This is a genomic window from Ruegeria sp. ANG-R (assembly GCF_000813985.1).
Classification (GTDB): domain Bacteria; phylum Pseudomonadota; class Alphaproteobacteria; order Rhodobacterales; family Rhodobacteraceae; genus Ruegeria.
In genome coordinates, this window is the sequence record NZ_JWLJ01000005.1 from 76158 (window position 1) to 94310 (window position 18153).

General features: G+C 56.3%; 12 protein-coding genes and 2 tRNA genes. 7 read left to right on the forward strand and 7 right to left on the reverse strand.

What is annotated here, in order from left to right; genetic code table 11:
- The first annotated feature begins 72 nt into the window (after positions 1-72).
- Together hpaR and RA27_RS14225 are read left to right on the forward strand one after the other, a co-directional pair.
- Positions 73-507 (forward strand): homoprotocatechuate degradation operon regulator HpaR, encoded by a 435-nt coding sequence (gene hpaR, locus RA27_RS14220; RefSeq protein ID WP_039540279.1) that lies wholly within the window; start codon positions 73-75, stop codon positions 505-507.
- Between the two features lie 162 nt (positions 508-669).
- Positions 670-1572, forward strand: coding sequence for a helix-turn-helix transcriptional regulator (locus tag RA27_RS14225; protein WP_039540380.1), 903 nt, complete (start codon positions 670-672; stop codon positions 1570-1572).
- 3 nt (positions 1573-1575) lie between these two features.
- On the opposite strand, the gene RA27_RS14230 is transcribed toward RA27_RS14225, so the two are convergent.
- Together RA27_RS14230 and RA27_RS14235 are read right to left on the reverse strand one after the other, a co-directional pair.
- Complete coding sequence (locus RA27_RS14230; RefSeq protein ID WP_039540282.1) at positions 1576-2790, reverse strand: crosslink repair DNA glycosylase YcaQ family protein; 1215 nt, start codon at positions 2788-2790, stop codon at positions 1576-1578.
- 6 nt (positions 2791-2796) lie between these two features.
- Positions 2797-3822, reverse strand: coding sequence for a LacI family DNA-binding transcriptional regulator (locus tag RA27_RS14235; RefSeq protein WP_039540285.1), 1026 nt, complete (start codon positions 3820-3822; stop codon positions 2797-2799).
- A 114-nt stretch (positions 3823-3936) separates the two neighbouring features.
- Between RA27_RS14235 and RA27_RS14240 the strand changes: the two genes are divergently transcribed.
- Positions 3937-4013, forward strand: a tRNA-Arg gene (locus RA27_RS14240).
- A gap of 725 nt (positions 4014-4738) precedes the next feature.
- On the opposite strand, the gene hmgA is transcribed toward RA27_RS14240, so the two are convergent.
- The 4 genes from hmgA to RA27_RS14265 all read right to left on the reverse strand — a co-directional run bounded on the left by hmgA (position 4739) and on the right by RA27_RS14265 (position 9359).
- A complete protein-coding gene (gene hmgA, locus RA27_RS14250) occupies positions 4739-6076 on the reverse strand; it encodes a homogentisate 1,2-dioxygenase (protein WP_152610706.1) in 1338 nt (445 codons plus the stop codon).
- 376 nt (positions 6077-6452) lie between these two features.
- The gene (locus tag RA27_RS23710; RefSeq protein ID WP_082025133.1) at positions 6453-6935 is read right to left on the reverse strand and encodes a hypothetical protein; all 483 of its coding nucleotides are present in this window, start codon (positions 6933-6935) and stop codon (positions 6453-6455) included.
- Positions 6932-8857, reverse strand: coding sequence for an N-6 DNA methylase (locus tag RA27_RS14260; RefSeq protein WP_039540293.1), 1926 nt, complete (start codon positions 8855-8857; stop codon positions 6932-6934). The genes RA27_RS23710 and RA27_RS14260 overlap by 4 nt, the downstream gene beginning before the upstream one ends.
- Positions 8858-9272: 415 nt before the next feature.
- Positions 9273-9359: transfer RNA gene (locus RA27_RS14265), tRNA-Leu, on the reverse strand.
- 197 nt (positions 9360-9556) lie between these two features.
- Here RA27_RS14265 and RA27_RS14270 point away from each other — a divergent pair.
- Positions 9557-10540 (forward strand): complex I NDUFA9 subunit family protein, encoded by a 984-nt coding sequence (locus RA27_RS14270; protein ID WP_039540296.1) that lies wholly within the window; start codon positions 9557-9559, stop codon positions 10538-10540.
- Here the strand turns inward: RA27_RS14270 and RA27_RS14275 are convergent, their stop codons facing one another.
- Positions 10541-11344, reverse strand: coding sequence for an undecaprenyl-diphosphate phosphatase (locus RA27_RS14275; protein WP_039540299.1), 804 nt, complete (start codon positions 11342-11344; stop codon positions 10541-10543). It lies immediately after the preceding gene.
- Positions 11345-11572: 228 nt separating this feature from the next.
- On the opposite strand from RA27_RS14275, the gene RA27_RS14280 reads away from it, so the two are divergent.
- Genes RA27_RS14280 through gltB form a run of 3 tightly spaced genes read left to right on the forward strand, consistent with a single transcriptional unit; the run spans position 11573 to position 17999 of the window.
- Entirely contained in the window at positions 11573-13006 is a 1434-nt protein-coding gene (locus tag RA27_RS14280; protein ID WP_039540303.1) for an NAD(P)-dependent oxidoreductase, read from the forward strand.
- A 29-nt stretch (positions 13007-13035) separates the two neighbouring features.
- Complete coding sequence (locus RA27_RS14285) at positions 13036-13470, forward strand: GFA family protein (protein ID WP_193746518.1); 435 nt, start codon at positions 13036-13038, stop codon at positions 13468-13470.
- The gene (gene gltB, locus RA27_RS14290) at positions 13467-17999 is read left to right on the forward strand and encodes a glutamate synthase large subunit (RefSeq protein ID WP_039540309.1); all 4533 of its coding nucleotides are present in this window, start codon (positions 13467-13469) and stop codon (positions 17997-17999) included. The genes RA27_RS14285 and gltB overlap by 4 nt, the downstream gene beginning before the upstream one ends.
- Positions 18000-18153: the final 154 nt, after the last annotated feature.

The following is an 18153-nucleotide window of genomic DNA, read 5'->3' on the forward strand; positions in this document are numbered from 1 at the left end:
AGACAGGCATAGGCAAAACCGTAAAAACCAACGTTCTATTGCGAAATAACTGGAATTGCGCAAAAATTCCTTATGACGAAAAATTTACCACTGACGTCCCGTTCATTGCCGATTGCGCTGTTGCGTGCGCGGGAACGCGTGATGGGCCCCATCCGTGGTGTGCTGGCCGATGCCGGTGTCACCGAGCAACAGTGGCGTGTTCTGCGTGTTCTGCAGGAAGAAGGGCCGCAGGAACCGACTCAGATCGCAGTGCGTGCCTGCCTGTTGCTTCCCAGCCTGACACGCATTCTGAAGAAGCTGGAAGACAAGAAACTGATCGTTCGGCGCCCGGATACCAAAGATCGTCGCCGTCAAAATGTTGAGATCAGCGAGGAGGGGTTGCAGATTATCCACGCCAATCTGCCAGAGATGTTGGAGTTGGCAGAACATACGCGCGCGTTGCTGGGGGCGGAACGGCACGAAATGCTGTTGAACCTTCTGGGCGAGCTTCACGAATTGGAGAATTAGAGATAATTCAGGCTCTAAAAAAGGTTTTTTGGTAAGTATCGGGATTGGATTACCCACTTTCGACATCTGGTTCTGAGGACCGGCAATGCAAAATCCATTGTCCGCAGGTCCTTTACGTCGTAGCTAGTGTATCACTTTAGACAAACGGTTTGTTTGATGGAGATGGATGGGCCCAAGCCGCCAAACCCGGAGCGGCTTAAAGATAGCGCAACGCAGGACCTTAGTGCGCGTGTTGGCGCGCGTGTGCGGAGGGCGCGGCAGATGCGTGGTATCCCGCGCCGGGTCCTGTCGGAAAGCTCGGGCGTGTCGCCCCGGTATTTGGCCCAACTTGAGGCTGGGGAAGGCAACATCTCGATCGGTGTGTTGCACCGTGTCGCGCTGGCGCTGGATTATAAGGCCGAATGGCTGATCGGAGAGGACGACCCTTGGGATTCGGACGCCTTGCAGATGACCGAGCTGTTCCGGCAGGCCAGTGATGAGGTCAAAAGCAGCGTCATGCGGGTCTTGCGCCCTCAGCCGGACGAGGATGCGCGGGCGCATCGGGTCTGCCTGATCGGGCTGCGGGGCGCGGGCAAGTCGACCTTGGGCCCCATGCTTGGCGCTGCGCTTGAACTGCCCTTCGTCGAACTGACAGCCCTGATCGAAGAGATGGCTGGAATGCCGCTATCCGAGGTGATGGCTTTTTACGGACAAGAGGGGTACCGCAACCTCGAAGCGCAGGCGCTGGATCGGGTGATCTCGGCGCATGATCGGATGGTTCTGGCCGTTGCGGGTGGGATCGTTTCGGAACCGTCAACCTATACGGCGCTGCTGAACCGTTTTCACACCGTTTGGCTCAGGGCCTCACCGATGGAGCATATGGAAAGGGTAAGAGCCCAGGGGGATGAACGCCCAATGGCAGGAAACCCAAAAGCGATGGAGCAGCTCAAGTGTATTCTGGCCAGCCGCGAGGCGTTGTACGGGCGGGCGGATGCTCAGTTGGACACATCCGGCCGGACCCCGGAAGTTTCGTTAAAAGAGTTGCAGCATCTCGTGGATGAGCATGGATTCGTAGCGGAAAAATAGGCTCTATTTAGGAGTTTTCAGCCAGTTGTCCGCAAACTCGATTTCACCCAGCCCGGCAAACCGCCGGACCCGGTCAAGTTCGGCCTGTAACCGGCGGGTCCTCGCGTCGGACCAACGGACCGAGCGCTCAGGCCACACGGCGCGGACGCACAACAGATCATCATCGCGCCGCGCCTTCATGTCGATGCGCCCGATCAGCCGATGTCCCTCCAACAGAGGAAAGACATAGTAGCCATAGACGCGCTTGGGTTCGGGGACGAACACCTCGATGCGATAGTGAAACCCGAACAACCGTTCAGCCCGCTTGCGATCACGCAACATCGGGTCAAAAGGACTGAGAACTCTGATCCGGCCCGGAGCGTCTGGCAGAGTCGTAGCCTGCTCGCAGGTGCCGGGCCGGGCAAAGACCTTGCGGTCTTTACCATCCGCACATTCGATGCAGATTTCCTCAATTTCACCCCGTGTCAGAGCCTGGTCACACCAGGCTTTCGCCTCCGAGGCGCTGACCGTATCCCAGAATGCAGCCAGTTCGCCCGAGGTGGCAAAGCCCAGCCGATCAAGCGCCGCATTGCAAAGCCAATCTACGGTTGCATCCGCATCGCACGGCGAGCTTCCGGGGCGAAGTTGGGTCTCGATCACGCGCTCGGTCAGATCATATCGCTTCTGAAATCCATCACGCCCGACCACGGTAAGCGCCCCGGACCGCCAAAGGTATTCCAGCGCCGTTTTCGATGGATGCCAGTCCCACCAACCGCCCGAGCCTTTCTTCTCGTCCTTGCCTACATCGGAAGAGCAGACCGGGCCATGGTCGCGAATGTGTTTCAGGACGATTTCGAACTTCTGCTCGAACCCGTCGCGCCGCCAGTTCCTCCAGCGGGCTTTCAGCATATCAGCGTCGCGCAGAAACCTCAGGTGCCAGTGGCGATAGAATTCAATTGGAATGACTGCGGCATCGTGGGTCCAATGCTCGAACAGCGCCCGGTCGCGTTCATACAGACGCTTAAGATGGCGTGCGCGATAACCGGGCCTTCGCGTATAGAGGATCATGTCGTGGGCACGCGCGACCGTATTGATACTGTCGAGCTGAACAAAGCCCAGACGATGAATCAGCTGTAACAGCTCGTCGCCTTTGGACCCGCCCGAGGGCTGCTCCAGCAACGCATGACGATCCATAAACAGCGCCCGCGTGGCGCGGTTGTCCAAGCGTTGCAACGCCATGGGACTTCAGCGCCGTTTCAGCGTGTCACCATAGCTGATCTTGGGCGTCAGGGTGACACGGGTTTCGATGTCCGGGTCCGGATCGGCCAGCCGTGCCGCGATGATTTCAGCGGCGGTGCGGCCGATCTCGGTGCGGCAGGCATCCATTGTGGCCAGTTTGCGCGGCAGGCCCTGCAGTAATTCCACATTGTTGAACCCAGCCAACCCGATCTGCCCGGGCACGTCTACACCCTGATCCAGCAGGTAAAGAAGCCCGCCTGCACCGATCATATCGTTGGAATAATACAAAAAATCCAACTCGGGTGAGCGGTCCAGCATCGCTTGCGTCATCTCGCGCCCCTTGGCCAAAGCCGACCCGCCCGAATAGAACTCACGGTCTTCGATCTCGACCCCATGTTTTCCAAGCACCTCGGTAAATCCTTCGAACCGTTTGCGGGCGCGATGATCCAGCGGCATCTTGGTTCCCATGAATCCAATATGTTCATAACCCGCTTTCAGAATGGCCTGCGCCATCTCACGTCCGGCGCGGCGATGTGAAATTCCCACCATTGCATCGACCGGCTTGCCATCGGTATCCATGATCTCGACCACCGGAATTCCGGCCGAATCCAGCATGGCGCGGGCGGCTTCGGTATGCTCCAGCCCAGCGATGATCACGCCCGAAGGCCGCCACGAGAGCATCTCGTACAGCACCTTCTCTTCCTTTTCCGGCAGGTAATCTGTGACACCGACCACCGGCTGCAGTTCAGTATCCTCCAGCACCTGGTTGATTCCGGTTAGCACTTCGGGAAAAACCATATTCGACAGCGAGGGGATGATTACCGCGACAAGATTCACCCGGCTTGACGCCAATGCTCCCGCGATCTTGTTGGGCACATATCCCAGCTCTTTCGCGGCAGCCAGAACCCGCGTCCGGGTGGCATCCGATACATCCCCGCGATTACGCAGCACCCGGCTGACGGTCATCTCAGACACTCCGGAGGCTTCCGAGACATCACGAAGGGTAAGCGGGCGTTTTGTTTCTGTTGTCACCGAGGTACCTGCATTGTTTGTTTGCCCGATGGTAGCGTGAACAGGGCAAACTGTTCAACTGTTACGCAAAACCCATGACAACCCTAAAAAAGCCCGTTACAGAAAGCGAACCGCGGCCCCGTGGCTCAACTGGATAGAGCAGCCCCCTCCTAAGGGGCAGGTTGCAGGTTCGAATCCTGCCGGGGTCGCCAACACCTATCTAAGCATTTGATTATCCTTATTTTTTGTTCTGAGCTGGATCGTGGGCCGCGGAAGTTGGAGCTTTTTGTTCTTGCTCTGTGCTGCTGAGTACCATCCTCTTGTTGAAATTGCGAATGTATCGTTCGATCTCTGAGAGGCTTTCATAGCCGGTCCAAGCGTCTATTTGAGCGGTTGTGCCCCCCAGCCTCCACAAGAGCTCGACTTTTCCGTAGCCCATGCGCTGACCTTCCGTTAACGCCCGCAGCTCTTGCTTTTGCCGCCAGCCACTGACCTGCAGCCTTGACACTCCGAGATTTTCCCTGAGCTGTAGCGATCATCGTGACATGCTTGTCTTTCCGCGCCTCCAGGGCCGAATGAAAAAATGCAAGATCTGGCTCCATACCGCCAGCAAACTCTGGCAGTGTACGAGTAAACAGAATTGCTACTTCACCTCCTGTTTTCTGCTGGCGAAACACGAGCCACCCATCCTGATCTACGCTCCCATGTCCAACGGAGCAATGACCGCAATTGAGCTGCAAAGTTGGCTTACAGAAAGGCAACCGCTACACCGCTCTCGGTACACCGGTAACAGAGAGCGTAGGATAGCCCTGTCCAGAAAAAGGGGAGCCACACATTCACCCGATTGGTGCAAAAGGCCGATCTAAAGCGGAAAATTTGCGCCGAGCTTGGGACGGCCTCCCGAAATTGCCGAGAAGACGGGTGCGCTAAACGCATCTCATTTCTTCTTACCGGGTGTGCCGTCGAACTTCTTCTCGATGTCGCTCCAGCAGTCGATATAGTCATCCTGCAGCGGCGCCTCTTTTGCGGCAAATGCGGTGAGGTGCTGAGGGAAGCGGGTTTCGAACATGAAGGACATGGTGTCTTCCAGCTTGTCCGGCCCCAGATTTGAGTTCGACGCTTTTTCGAACGCCTCGCGATCCGGGCCGTGCGGCAGCATCATGTTGTGCAGGCTCATGCCTCCGGGAACAAAGCCCTGCGGTTTTGCGTCATACTGGCCGTAGATGTTGCCCATCAGCTCGGACATGATGTTCTTGTGGTACCAAGGTGGTCGGAATGTATCTTCCATGACCATCCAGCGTTCGCGGAACAGGACAAAGTCGATATTGGCGGTGCCGGGTTGGCCGGAGGGTGCGGTCAGAACGGTGAAAATCGATGGGTCCGGGTGGTCGAACAGGATCGCGCCGACCGGGCAATAGGTGCGCAGGTCATATTTAACGGGCGCGTAGTTGCCATGCCACGCAACCACGTCGAGCGGGCTGTGGCCGATCTTGGTTGTGTGGAACTGGCCACACCACTTGACGGTCACGGTTGAGGGGACTTCACGATCTTCGAATGCCGCGACCGGAGCCTTGAAATCACGCGGGTTGGCCATGCAGTTGGCACCAATCGGGCCACGGCCCGGCAGCTCGAATTTCTGGCCGTAGTTTTCACAGACGAAACCGCGCGCAGGGCCTTCCACAACCTCGACCCGATAGACGAGACCGCGCGGGATGACCGCGATTTCCTTCGGTTCGAGGTCAATGATTCCCAACTCGGTATAGAATCGCAGTATCCCCTCCTGTGGGACCACCAGCAGTTCGGAATCGGCCGAGAAGAAATAGTCGTCCTCCATCGTGGTGTTCACCATGTAGATATGGCTGGCCATACCCACCTGAGTGTTCACGTCCCCAGCGGTGGTCATTGTATGCATACCGGTAACCCAGGTCAGCTGCTCGTCGGTGTGCGGTACGGGGTCCCAGCGGTATTGTCCCAGACTGATCACGTCGGGATCGACATTCGGGGCCGACTTCCAATGCGGCACGTCGATTTTTTCGTAGCGGTGCGAGTGCTTTACCGATGGGCGAATGCGATAGCACCAGGTGCGTTCGTTCTGGTGCGCGGGCGCAGTGAACGCCGTGCCCGACAACTGCTCACCGTAGAGCCCATAGTTACATTTCTGCGGGCTGTTCATTCCTTGAGGCAGGGCATCGGGAAGAGCTTCGGTCTCATAGTCGTTGCCAAAGCCCGGCATGTAACCTTCATGCGGGCCTTTCAAGGACGGGGCAATCGTCATGCGTTTCGTCTTGGTCGATTCAGTCATTTCGCGCGTTCCTTCCGAGCAGATGCAATCGAAGTTAAGCGGCTTGGTAATAGTTGACTTTGTAACTAACAAGCGTGATAGACGACTATGGCTCCGCGATACGGACGCCGTCGAGTTCGGTCCACCCTCGTACCCAGCAGTTTTTGCTGTTTTCCTTTTTGTAGATTTCGAGCGATGCGACTCCGCCTCCGTCAAAATTCTGTCCATCTGCTCCCCGGTGATGATCATCGCATTACCTAGCTTGCAGCATGCACCAACCTGAATGCGACGGTGACATACTTCCACAAACGCCCCAAGACCGAGCGAATTTGATCGACCATTATTGCCGACGCGGCACAGAGCCCAGCGATTATCCCTTTTCAGTCGCGAGCGTGTTTAATCGTTGCATCCATCCATCAACTACATGAGAAAATACTTCTTCGACCCAGTCAGGTATCTCCGTCATAGCTGGAATCAGAAGGTCTTTTAGAGTTCGGTTTGCTTGCCTACCGTAGTTGAAGCGAAATTTGTTTGCTCGAATGCACATACAATAGAAAAGCTTTTGCTCTGGCGTCATTTCGCGAAGTGGGCGAAGAAAGTAGAGGTCACGACCGCTGTAGAATGGCTCTGGTTGCAAAAAGGTCTCTAAAACGGACCCGCCACCAGCTACCGTCAACACTCCTGCTTCGATTGGTTCCAGTCCTTCAATACGTTTCACCTTCGCCGACACGCCGTTGTTGTTGGCGGTGCGAGAAACGAAGTTCAGCCCGTTAGGATCAATTGTGAGCTTGTTCAGTTCTAGGTTAACACCATAAACTACTTCAAATAAGTCCGAGACCTTTACCAACTTCATGCATCACCTGCCAAGTCTGTCGGTAAGAGTTCAAGGTCGCTCATGAGTCTGGAAACAAGAAACTTCTTAACGGTCTCCGCGTAAAGCTGTTTGCTCAGATCGGAGTAGTCCGTTTCGATGTAGGCTTCGGCACTCCATTCGTCTTCGGCTGTCACACGTTGCATTACGCTCTCCCCAGCGTGCACTTCACGATCTCGAAATGCCTCAACCCATTTGTCACGGATTCCCGCCCAACGGTGGTTTAGGTCAATGCGTCCAAGTTTCTTACTCTTTATGAATCCGTCCTCTTTCCAATACCCAAACCAAGATTTCTTGTTGGCTTCCTCGTGCGGTACGTGGGCGGTGAAAACCATTATGCAGACGACCGTTCCGACAGGGTAAAACAGTTCGTCAGGCAAAGACATAACAGCTTCTAGTGTATGGTGCCGAAGTAGTTCAGCACGGGCAGGATGGGGCGCAATAGCGCACGACATCGGAACTACGGCTATACCCGTTCCTTTGGGAACAAGACAGTCCAGCATGTGCTTTGTAAAATAGAGTTCGTGGAGGTCTTCATCCGACTGTGCAAATGGTGGATTAAGCATCCCCGTGTCGGCACCATGCTCTTTTGTCGCTTCAGTTATTGCATCATCAAAGCACGAGCCTTGGTAAAGATTGGCTTTTCCATCGCCGCGCAAAATCATATTCGAGGCTGCTAGTGCAAACATGCTTGGCTGTTGCTCAACTCCGATCAAACCGTGCGCACGTATCCTCTCCCTTTCGGATTCCGTGCTAGTAGATCGCATCATCTGGTGCATTGCAGAGATCAAGAAACCACCCGTTCCCGCACAGATGTCCAGCACTGTACTACCCTTGTTAACATTAGCTAGAAGGGCAAAAAGCTCCGTTATATGGCGGGGAGTTAGGACGATACCTAGGGCCTTTTTATCACCACCCGTATACTTCAGGAATTCACCGTAAAACTGACCAACTACATCAAAATCATGGTAGACGCTCAGGAACGGCCATACCTTCTCATTTAGTTGCCTAATCAGCTCGTTGAGTACCCCCTTAGGGTAAGCTTTGGTTGACTTCCCGAGTTCAGGGTGCACAGCGATACTTGAATAAGGCTGGGCCATATTGTCTTTTTTTGCCCGTGGGATAGTAGCTTTTTCTATCTCTGTCCGAATAACTTTTAGCCATTCCTTTTGGAGATCGTCAGGTTGATAGAGCTCGTAGCTGTTGGCGAAGGCTGCATTTCTGAGCGCGATGAGAGTGCCGCTAACCAGCAGAGGCTTTTCACTTTCTGTAAGCTTTGCATGATCACGCATGAAGTTATGCAACTCACGTGAAAAGGCCATTAGCTCATTAAACCGCAGTTTTTGAACTGTCTCGTCAAACGTCGCGTGCTCAATAAAATCACTCCACGGCACGATTGACGAAACTAAGTTCTGTTCTTTGGTTGTGAGTGCTTTGGGCCTACCGACTCCCTTGGGGTGGAGAAAAACAGATATTTCAGCAGACGCTTCGGTCTCGCCGCTTACAGCTACACAAATAACGTTGAATTCCTTTGCTACCTTCGCGGCGTAGTGCAGGACCCCGTCAACGGCGTATCTTTGTACACGTTTGGCCTTTTGGTAACTGGACTCCGATAGGTCGGAGCCTTGGATAATATCCGGTACGGCTTGGCTAGCATGATCTTTGGTAGAAGCCTTACACTCAACCAACAATACAAAATCGGGATTAGAGAGCGAACTTACGATAAATTCAGGAGCACCGCCCCCGCCTTTGCCCGATTTACTAGCGGTCCTTAGAAGACGCTTAAGGGCTGCAATGTTGGTTTTTTGTTCTTCGACTTGGACATCAGATGAAGGCTCGTAGTAGCCATGTCGGCGCAGTTCTTCACGAACTATATTCTCTGTTTTTCGCTCGTTCTTAGCCACTGCTCTGCCGACCTTGTGTTTTTTGATTGTGATAGCCTGTGGTGAGTACTTGGGTCAACGTGTGAAAGCTTCCTGCGCAACCTCCCATTTTGATCAATGAAACTGCCTATTGAACTTGGCTTTGCGGAAAAATGCTCCCAAAACTTTACAGCTTCACTACGGTCCTTGGTTTGCAGGGAGAAGTAGAGTTCGCCTCGTTTGTTTAGCTTGGGGTAGTGCCTCTGAACGTCACGCGGGACGCGCCTGCGAAAGTACCATACCCCGTTGGTTGTCTTCTGTTCGATGTAACGGGCCATGACCAGAATCGCTCCTGCTTCAAAGATGACTAGAGGCATAGCGTTACCTCTTGTGTGACTTTTACAGGCTTGAAATTCCCGCTAGGCGGTTGATTATTATATATTTTCTGGAAAACGATTGGTGCCCAGGAGAGGACTCGAACCTCCACGTCCATACGGACACTAGCACCTGAAGCTAGCGCGTCTACCAATTCCGCCACCTGGGCAGGTGTCGTGGAGGGGCGTTTAAGCCGACTGACGAGGGGCGTCAACCGGATTCGCAGAGTTTTTGAAAGTTTTTTGATACTCCATCCAGCTTCGGGCTGGCGCTCGGGATTTTCGCGGATGCGCGGCGTTATTGCGCCTTGTTCGTCGGGCGCTTGGGCGATAAATCAGATCAGAACCAGACAGCAGGAGCGCCATCATGTCGAAACTGGTCACGATTTACGGTGGATCGGGCTTTGTCGGTCGGTATATCGCGCGGCGTATGGCTGCCGAAGGCTGGCGTGTACGGGTCGCAGTGCGACGACCAAATGAGGCGATGTTCGTCAGACCCTATGGCGCGGTCGGACAGGTTGAGCCCACCTTGTGCAACATCCGGGACGATGCCTCGGTCGCTGCGGCGATGCAGGGTGTCGATGCAGTGGTGAATTGCGTGGGCGTCCTCAACGAACTGGGCAACAACGCGTTTGATGCGGTTCAGGCCGATGGGGCGGAACGGATTGCCCGGTTGGCGGCAGCGCATGGCGTTGACCGGATGATCCATATCTCGGCCATCGGCGCCGACCCTGAATCCGACAGTGATTATTCGCGCACCAAGGCGCAGGGGGAAGCGGGTGTGCTGCAGCACATGCCGAACGCCGTGATTTTGCGCCCATCTGTCATTTTCGGAACCGAAGACCAGTTCTTCAACCGCTTCGCGGGAATGACCCGGATGAGCCCGTTCCTGCCACTTGTCGGGGCCGATACGCAGTTTCAACCGGTCTATGTCGATGATGTGGCGCAGGCAGCTGTTCAGGGTGTTCTGGGCAAGGCGACCGCAGGAGTTTATGAGCTTGGCGGCCCTGAGGTTAAGAGCTTCCGTGCCTTGATGCAGCAGATGCTGGATGTGATCCATCGTCGCCGGATCATCGTTGGCTTACCCTTCTGGGTGGCCAAGATCATGGCCGGTGTGCTGGACATTGTGAAATTTGTCAGTTTCCAGCTATTTCCCAACAATATCCTGACCCGCGACCAACTGAAGAACCTGCGCCGCGACAATGTGGTCGCCGAAGATGCCAGGGGATTTGCGGATCTGGGAATCGAGCCTGCGACGCTGGATTCGATTTTGCCCGAATATCTCTGGAAATTCCGTCCTTCGGGTCAATATGATGACATTCAGAATTCCGCCAAGAATCTGCGAATCTGATCATTTGTAAGCGATCACCAGCAGGATTGATCCGAGGATGACGCGATAGATCACGTAAGGCGTGAAGCTGATGCTGCGCAGCAGCCGCATCATCAGGTTGAGGGCCAGCAATGCCGAAACAAAGGCGAACGCCGCAGCGATGGCACCGTCTTTTGCCAGTTGTGCGTCAGCTTCGCGGATAACATCGATCGACAGCAGGACGCCGGAGGCCAGAATAGTCGGGATGGACATCAGCATTGCAATTCGGGCGCCATCTTCCCGCGTATAACCCAGTTGACGGGCGCCGGTGATGGTGATCCCAGAACGGGAGGTTCCGGGTATCAGAGCCAGCACCTGCCACAATCCCATGATCATCGCGTCTCGCAGGCCCCAGTCGGTGGCTTGTTTGGTTTGCGGCCCGTTCTGGTCCATCCAGTACAGTAGCAGGCCGAAGCCGAGCATAGCCCAACCGATTACCGCAATCGAACGCAGCGATTGTTCAAGGCCGGTCAGATAGAGGATTGCGCCAGCAATCACGGTTGGAATCGTGGCGATGATCAAGCCCAGCGCCAACCGGGCCTGCGGCGTATCGATTCGCCCGCGTAGCGCGCGTGGCAAGCCAGCAATCGCCTGTTTCACATCTGATCGGAAGTACAGGACAACAGCGCCGAGTGTGCCCACATGCGCGGCGACATCGATTGCCAAGCCCTGATCGTTTGCGCCGGTCAGACCGGGTAACAGGATCAGGTGGCCCGAGGAAGACACGGGCAGGAACTCGGTCACGCCTTGCATGATCGCCACAAGAATCAAGTAAAGTAGGCTCATCTGCTCTGCCATGCTGTGGTCGTGTTGGTGTGATCAATGGGTATAAGTGTGGTGCAGGAAAGGGAAGCGCTCAGATAGGTCCGAATCGGGACTAATTTTGAGGGAAGAATCTATCTAAGAAACCAGACCTTATGAATTTTTCTCAAAATAGGTCAGCACAATTGACTTTTCATCTTCTGTGACATCTCTTAAAGAGACCCGAGCAAGCCAATTCATGGAGTCTGAGCCGTGGCCAAGCAACCGATGCTGAAATTTGTGCAGATCGATCGCGTCATGCCTGAAAAGCGTGCCGCAACTGACCGCAAAGAGGACTTTGATGAGATTTATGCCGAATTCGCCGCCGAAAAAGCGGCCGAGCAGGCGAGTCGCTGTAGTCAGTGCGGTGTGCCGTATTGCCAGTCGCACTGTCCTCTGCACAATAACATTCCCGATTGGCTGCGTCTGACCGCCACTGGTCGGCTGGAAGAGGCCTATGAGACCAGTCAGGCGACCAACACGTTTCCCGAGATTTGCGGCCGCATCTGCCCGCAGGACCGTTTGTGCGAGGGCAATTGCGTGATCGAGCAATCGGGCCACGGAACGGTCACCATTGGCACGATCGAGAAATACATCACCGATACCGCCTGGGACAAAGGCTGGGTAAAGCCGGTGACCCCTGCTGCAGAACGCAGTGAAAGCGTTGGTATCATCGGCGGTGGCCCGGGTGGCTTGGCCGCGGCGGATATGCTGCGGCAGGCCGGAATACAGGTCACGGTTTATGATCGTTATGATCGCGCAGGCGGTCTGCTGATGTACGGCATTCCGGGCTTCAAGCTGGAAAAGGACATCGTTCAGCGCCGCAATGATCTGTTGGCAGATGGCGGCGTCGAGTTTGTTCTGAATTGCGATGTGGATGCCGCAAAATTTGATGAAATCCGCGCCAGGCATGATGCCGTGATCATCGCGACGGGCGTCTATAAATCACGTGATCTGTCGATGCCGGGCAGCGGTCTGGCCGGTATCGAAAAGGCGATCGATTTCCTGACCGCGTCAAACCGCAAGAGCTTTGGCGATTCCGTCGAAGATTTCGACAATGGCCGCCTGAATGCAGAAGGCAAGAAAGTTGTCGTGATCGGGGGTGGTGACACAGCGATGGATTGTGTGCGGACGTCGATCCGGCAGGGCGCGACTTCGGTCAAATGCCTGTACCGCCGTGACCGGGCGAACATGCCCGGATCGCAGCGCGAAACCCAGAATGCCGAGGAAGAGGGCGTTGTGTTCGAATGGCTCAGCGCGCCCAAAGGCTTTACCGGAGAAGGCAGTGTTTCCGGTGTGATGGTGCAGAAAATGCGTCTTGGCCAACCTGATGCCACCGGTCGTCAGGCCCCTGAGGTCATTGAAGGCGCTGATTATGTGGAAGAGGCCGATCTGGTGATCAAAGCCCTGGGGTTTGAGCCAGAAGACCTGCCCACCCTGTTCGGTCAGCCCGATCTGCCTGTCACCCGCTGGGGCACCGTCAAAGCTGCTTTCCAGACTGGCGAGACCGAGATGGACGGCGTGTACGCCATCGGCGACATCGTGCGTGGTGCGTCTCTGGTCGTATGGGCAATCCGTGACGGGCGTGACTGCGCTGATGCCATCATCGACCGGTTCAACAGTAAAACCGCCGTTGCGGCAGAATAACCACAATCCCAGCGACAGGAGGGTCTGATTTGCCCGAATTGCAAGGACAATGCATGTGTGGTGCGGTCACCGTGACCGCAACCCCGGCGCGGGATTCGTTGGGTGCTTGCCATTGCGACCAATGCCGCCGCTGGACCAGCTCGATGCTGGTGACATTTCAGACCGAGCCCGGATATGCCGCGCTGGGGCCGGTGAAAACATTCACCTCATCTGACTGGGCCGAGCGCGCCTTCTGTGCCGACTGTGGTTCGGCCCTGTGGTATCGCATCACTCTGCCGGGAGAGATGCATGGCCAGACACAGATGGCAGCTGGCCTGTTCGAAGACACGGGCAACGCCCTGAAACTTGAACTCTATATCGACAAAAAGCCCGAGGGCTACGCGTTCGCAGGCGAGCGCCGGCAGATGACCAAAGCAGAGGTCGAAGCCATGTATGCCCTACCGGAAGAAGGAGACAGCCAATGACAAAATTTGATGCCGATTGGGTCCGGGCCGAAGAGGCCAAGCGTCAGTGGATGGCTGAAAACGGTCTCTATTCCGAGGAAGAAGAGCATTCGTCCTGCGGTGTGGGTCTGGTCGTTTCCGTAGATGGCAAGAAAAGCCGCAAGGTTGTTGACGCCGGAATCGATGCGCTCAAGGCCATCTGGCACCGGGGTGCCGTGGACGCCGATGGAAAAACCGGCGATGGCGCGGGTATACATGTGCAGATTCCGGTTCCGTTTTTCTACGACCAGATCCGCCGTACCGGGCATGAGCCCAATATGGACGAATTGATCGCAGTTGGTCAGGTTTTCCTGCCCCGGACCGACTTCGGTGCGCAGGAACACTGCCGGACCATCGTCGAAACCGAAGTGTTGCGCATGGGGTATTATATCTACGGTTGGCGCCATGTGCCGGTCGATGTGACCTGTCTGGGCGACAAAGCCAACGCGACCCGGCCAGAGATCGAGCAGATTCTGATCTCAAACTCCAAGGGCGTGGATGAAGAAACTTTCGAGCGTGAACTTTACGTCATCCGCCGCCGCATCGAGAAGGCTGCCGCCGCCGCCGGGATTTCCGGCCTGTATCTGGCCTCTCTGTCCTGTCGGTCGATCATCTACAAAGGCATGATGCTGGCCGAGCAGGTTGCGGTATTCTACCCCGACCTGATGGATGAGCGGTTTGAATCCGCATTTGCGATCTACCACCAACGCTATTCGACCAACACGTTCCCGCAATGGTGGCTGGCCCAGCCCTTCCGCATGTTGGCCCATAATGGCGAGATCAACACGCTGAAGGGCAACATCAACTGGATGAAAAGCCACGAGATTCGCATGGCCAGTGCGACCTTTGGCGACCACGCCGAAGACATTAAGCCGATCATTGCAGGCGGATCGTCGGATTCGGCTGCATTAGACTCGGTATTTGAGGTTCTGGTGCGCGCCGGTCGTTCCGCCCCGATGGCGAAAACAATGCTGGTCCCCGAAAGCTGGTCCAAGCAAGCGGTCGAACTGCCGGAAGCGTGGCGCGACATGTATTCCTACTGCAACTCGGTGATGGAACCTTGGGACGGCCCCGCAGCGCTGGCAATGACCGATGGCCGCTGGGTCTGCGCCGGTCTGGACCGGAACGGTTTGCGCCCGATGCGGTACGTGGTGACCGGTGATGGTCTGGTCATCGCGGGCTCCGAGGCCGGGATGGTTCCAATTGATGAGGCCAGCGTGACCGAAAAAGGGGCGCTGGGTCCAGGACAGATGCTGGCCGTGGACATGAAGAAGGGCAAGCTTTACCGGGACAAGCAGATCAAGGACAAACTGGCGAGAGCGTTGCCGTTCGGCGAGTGGGTCAGCAAGATCAATGACCTGGATGAGACCCTTTCCGGGGTTACGGAAACGCCGATCTACTCGGGCGGGGAATTGCGCAAGCGTCAGATTGCCGCCGGATACTCGGTCGAAGAGCTTGAGCAGATTCTTTCGCCGATGGCCGAAGATGGTAAAGAATCGCTGGCCTCGATGGGGGATGACACTCCATCGGCGGTGCTTTCGAAACAGTACCGACCTCTCAGTCACTTCTTCCGCCAGAATTTCAGCCAGGTGACGAACCCGCCGATCGACAGCTTGCGTGAATATCGCGTGATGTCGCTGAAAACACGGTTCGGCAACCTCAAGAACGTGCTTGACGAAGACAGCAGCCAGACCGAGATCGTCGTGCTGGACAGCCCATTTGTCGGCAACGCGCAGTGGACCAAACTGGTTGAAACCTTCGGCTCTCCGCTGGCTGAAATCGACTGCAGCTTTGAGCCCGGCCGTGGGGCGCTGAGTGCTGCATTGGCCCGCGTCAGAGCCGAAGCAGAAGAAGCCGTTCGATCCGGCGCGGGGCATCTGGTGTTGTCCGACATGAACTCGGGCGAGGGTCGTGTGGCGATGCCAATGATCCTGGCGACCAGCGCCGTGCACTCGCACCTGACCCGTCAGGGACTGCGGACCTTTTGTTCGCTGAACGTGCGCTCGGCGGAATGTGTTGATCCGCATTACTTTGCGGTGCTGATCGGTTGTGGCGCAACCGTGGTCAACGCCTATCTGGCTGAGGATTCGCTGGCCGACCGGATTGATCGGGGGTTGCTGGATGGCACGCTGACCGAGAACGTCGCGCGGTATCGCGAAGCCATCGATCAGGGCCTGTTGAAAATCATGGCCAAGATGGGGATTTCGGTGATTTCATCGTATCGTGGTGGTCTGAATTTCGAAGCTGTTGGACTCAGCCGGGCTATGGTGGCCGAGTACTTCCCCGGCATGACCAGCCGGATTTCCGGTATCGGTGTGACCGGCATCCAGACCAAGCTTGAGGAAATCCATGCCAAGGGCTGGGACAGCGGTCTGGACGTGCTGCCCATCGGTGGGTTCTACAAGGCGCGCAAGTCGGGCGAGACCCACGCGTGGGAAGCGACCTCGATGCATATGATGCAAATGGCCTGTAACCGCGCCTCATATGAGCTTTGGAAGCAGTATTCGGCCAAGATGCAATCGAACCCGCCGATCCACCTGCGCGACCTGATGGATTTCAAACCGCTGGGCAAGCCGGTGCCGATTGAAGAGGTGGAATCGATCACCTCGATCCGCAAACGGTTCGTCACCCCGGGCATGTCGCTGGGCGCGCTGTCGCCCGAGGCGCACAAGACGCTGAACGTGGCGATGAACCGGATCGGTGCGAAATCCGACAGTGGCGAGGGCGGAGAAGATCCAGCGCATTTCGTGCCGGAGCCGAATGGCGACAACCCGTCGGCCAAGATCAAACAGGTGGCGAGCGGTAGATTCGGTGTAACAGCTGAATACCTGAACCAGTGCGAGGAACTGGAAATCAAGGTCGCCCAGGGTGCGAAACCCGGTGAAGGTGGTCAGTTGCCGGGCATGAAGGTCACCGACCTGATCGCCCGTCTGCGCCATTCGACCAAGGGTGTGACCCTGATTTCTCCGCCGCCACACCACGACATCTACTCGATCGAGGACCTGGCGCAGCTGATCTATGACCTCAAGCAGATTAATCCGCGCTGCAAGGTGACAGTCAAACTGGTGGCGTCCTCGGGCGTGGGCACGATTGCTGCCGGTGTGGCGAAGGCGAAAGCGGATATTATCCTTATTTCGGGTCATAATGGCGGTACAGGCGCCTCGCCTGCGACCAGCATCAAATATGCTGGCCTGCCGTGGGAAATGGGCCTGACGGAGGCGCATCAGGTTTTGGCGATGAACAACCTGCGCGACCGCGTCACCCTGCGGACCGATGGCGGTCTGCGCACCGGGCGTGACATCGTCATGGCCGCGATGATGGGGGCCGAGGAATATGGGATCGGCACCGCCGCGCTGATTGCGATGGGATGTATCATGGTGCGCCAGTGCCAGTCGAACACCTGCCCGGTTGGCGTGTGTACGCAGGATGAAAGCCTGCGCGCCAAATTCACCGGCAATGCCGACAAGGTGGTGAACCTGATCACCTTCTACGCTCAGGAAGTCCGCGAGTTGCTCGCCAGCCTTGGCGCACGCTCTGTCGATGAGATCATTGGCCGTGCGGACTTGCTGGCGCAGGTCAGCCGCGGCTCGGCGCATCTGGATGATCTGGATTTGAACCCGCTGCTGATCACGGTCGATGGCGCGCATGACATCGTCTACGACCGTGACAAGGATCGGAACGCGGTGCCGGATACGCTGGACGCCGAGATTGTGCGCGATGCGGCGCGGTTCCTGAAAGACGGTGAGAAGATGCAACTGTCCTACGCGATCCAGAACACGCACAGGACCGTGGGTACCCGTGTGTCCAGCCATATTGTTCAGAACTTTGGGATGCGGAACACGTTCCAGGACGATCACCTGCATGTGAAGCTACAGGGCTCAGCCGGTCAGTCGCTTGGGGCCTTTGCGGCTCCGGGTCTTAAGCTGGAGGTGTCCGGTGATGCCAACGACTATGTTGGTAAAGGTCTGTCCGGCGGGATGATTGTGGTTCGCCCGCCGCAGGTGAGCCCACTCAAAGCGGATGACAATACGATCATTGGCAATACCGTTCTCTATGGTGCCACCGATGGCCATCTGTTCGCGGCCGGTCGCGCCGGTGAACGGTTCGCGGTCCGCAACTCGGGTGCCAGCGTGGTCGTTGAGGGCTGCGGGTCGAACGGGTGTGAGTACATGACCGGCGGCATTGCGGTGATCCTGGGCGATATCGGGGCCAACTTTGGCGCGGGCATGACGGGTGGCATGGCCTATCTGTATGATCCCGAAGGCAAGGCCGAACAGCTGATGAACACTGAGACGCTGGTTACCTGTCCGGTGACGGTGGATCATTGGGAAAGCCAGCTGAAAACGCTGATCGAACGGCATGTCGAAGAAACCAACAGCCGCAAAGCTGTCGATATTCTGCAGCATTGGGAGGTGGAAAAAACCCACTTCCTGCAAGTTTGCCCGAAAGAGATGTTGAACAAGCTCAGCCATCCTCTGACGACCGAAGCGGCGGCAGTTCCGGCTGAATAGGATCTGATTCTCAGAAAGCCACCCGCCCGGCGGGTCGTTGCCGACACGCCGGGTTTTCTTTTGTTCAGACGTATTGTTTCCGATTCTTGTGCAATACCGGGAAAAACGCCTAGCTTTGGTCACAGTTTGTTCGGGAAATGCAGGCATAATGTTA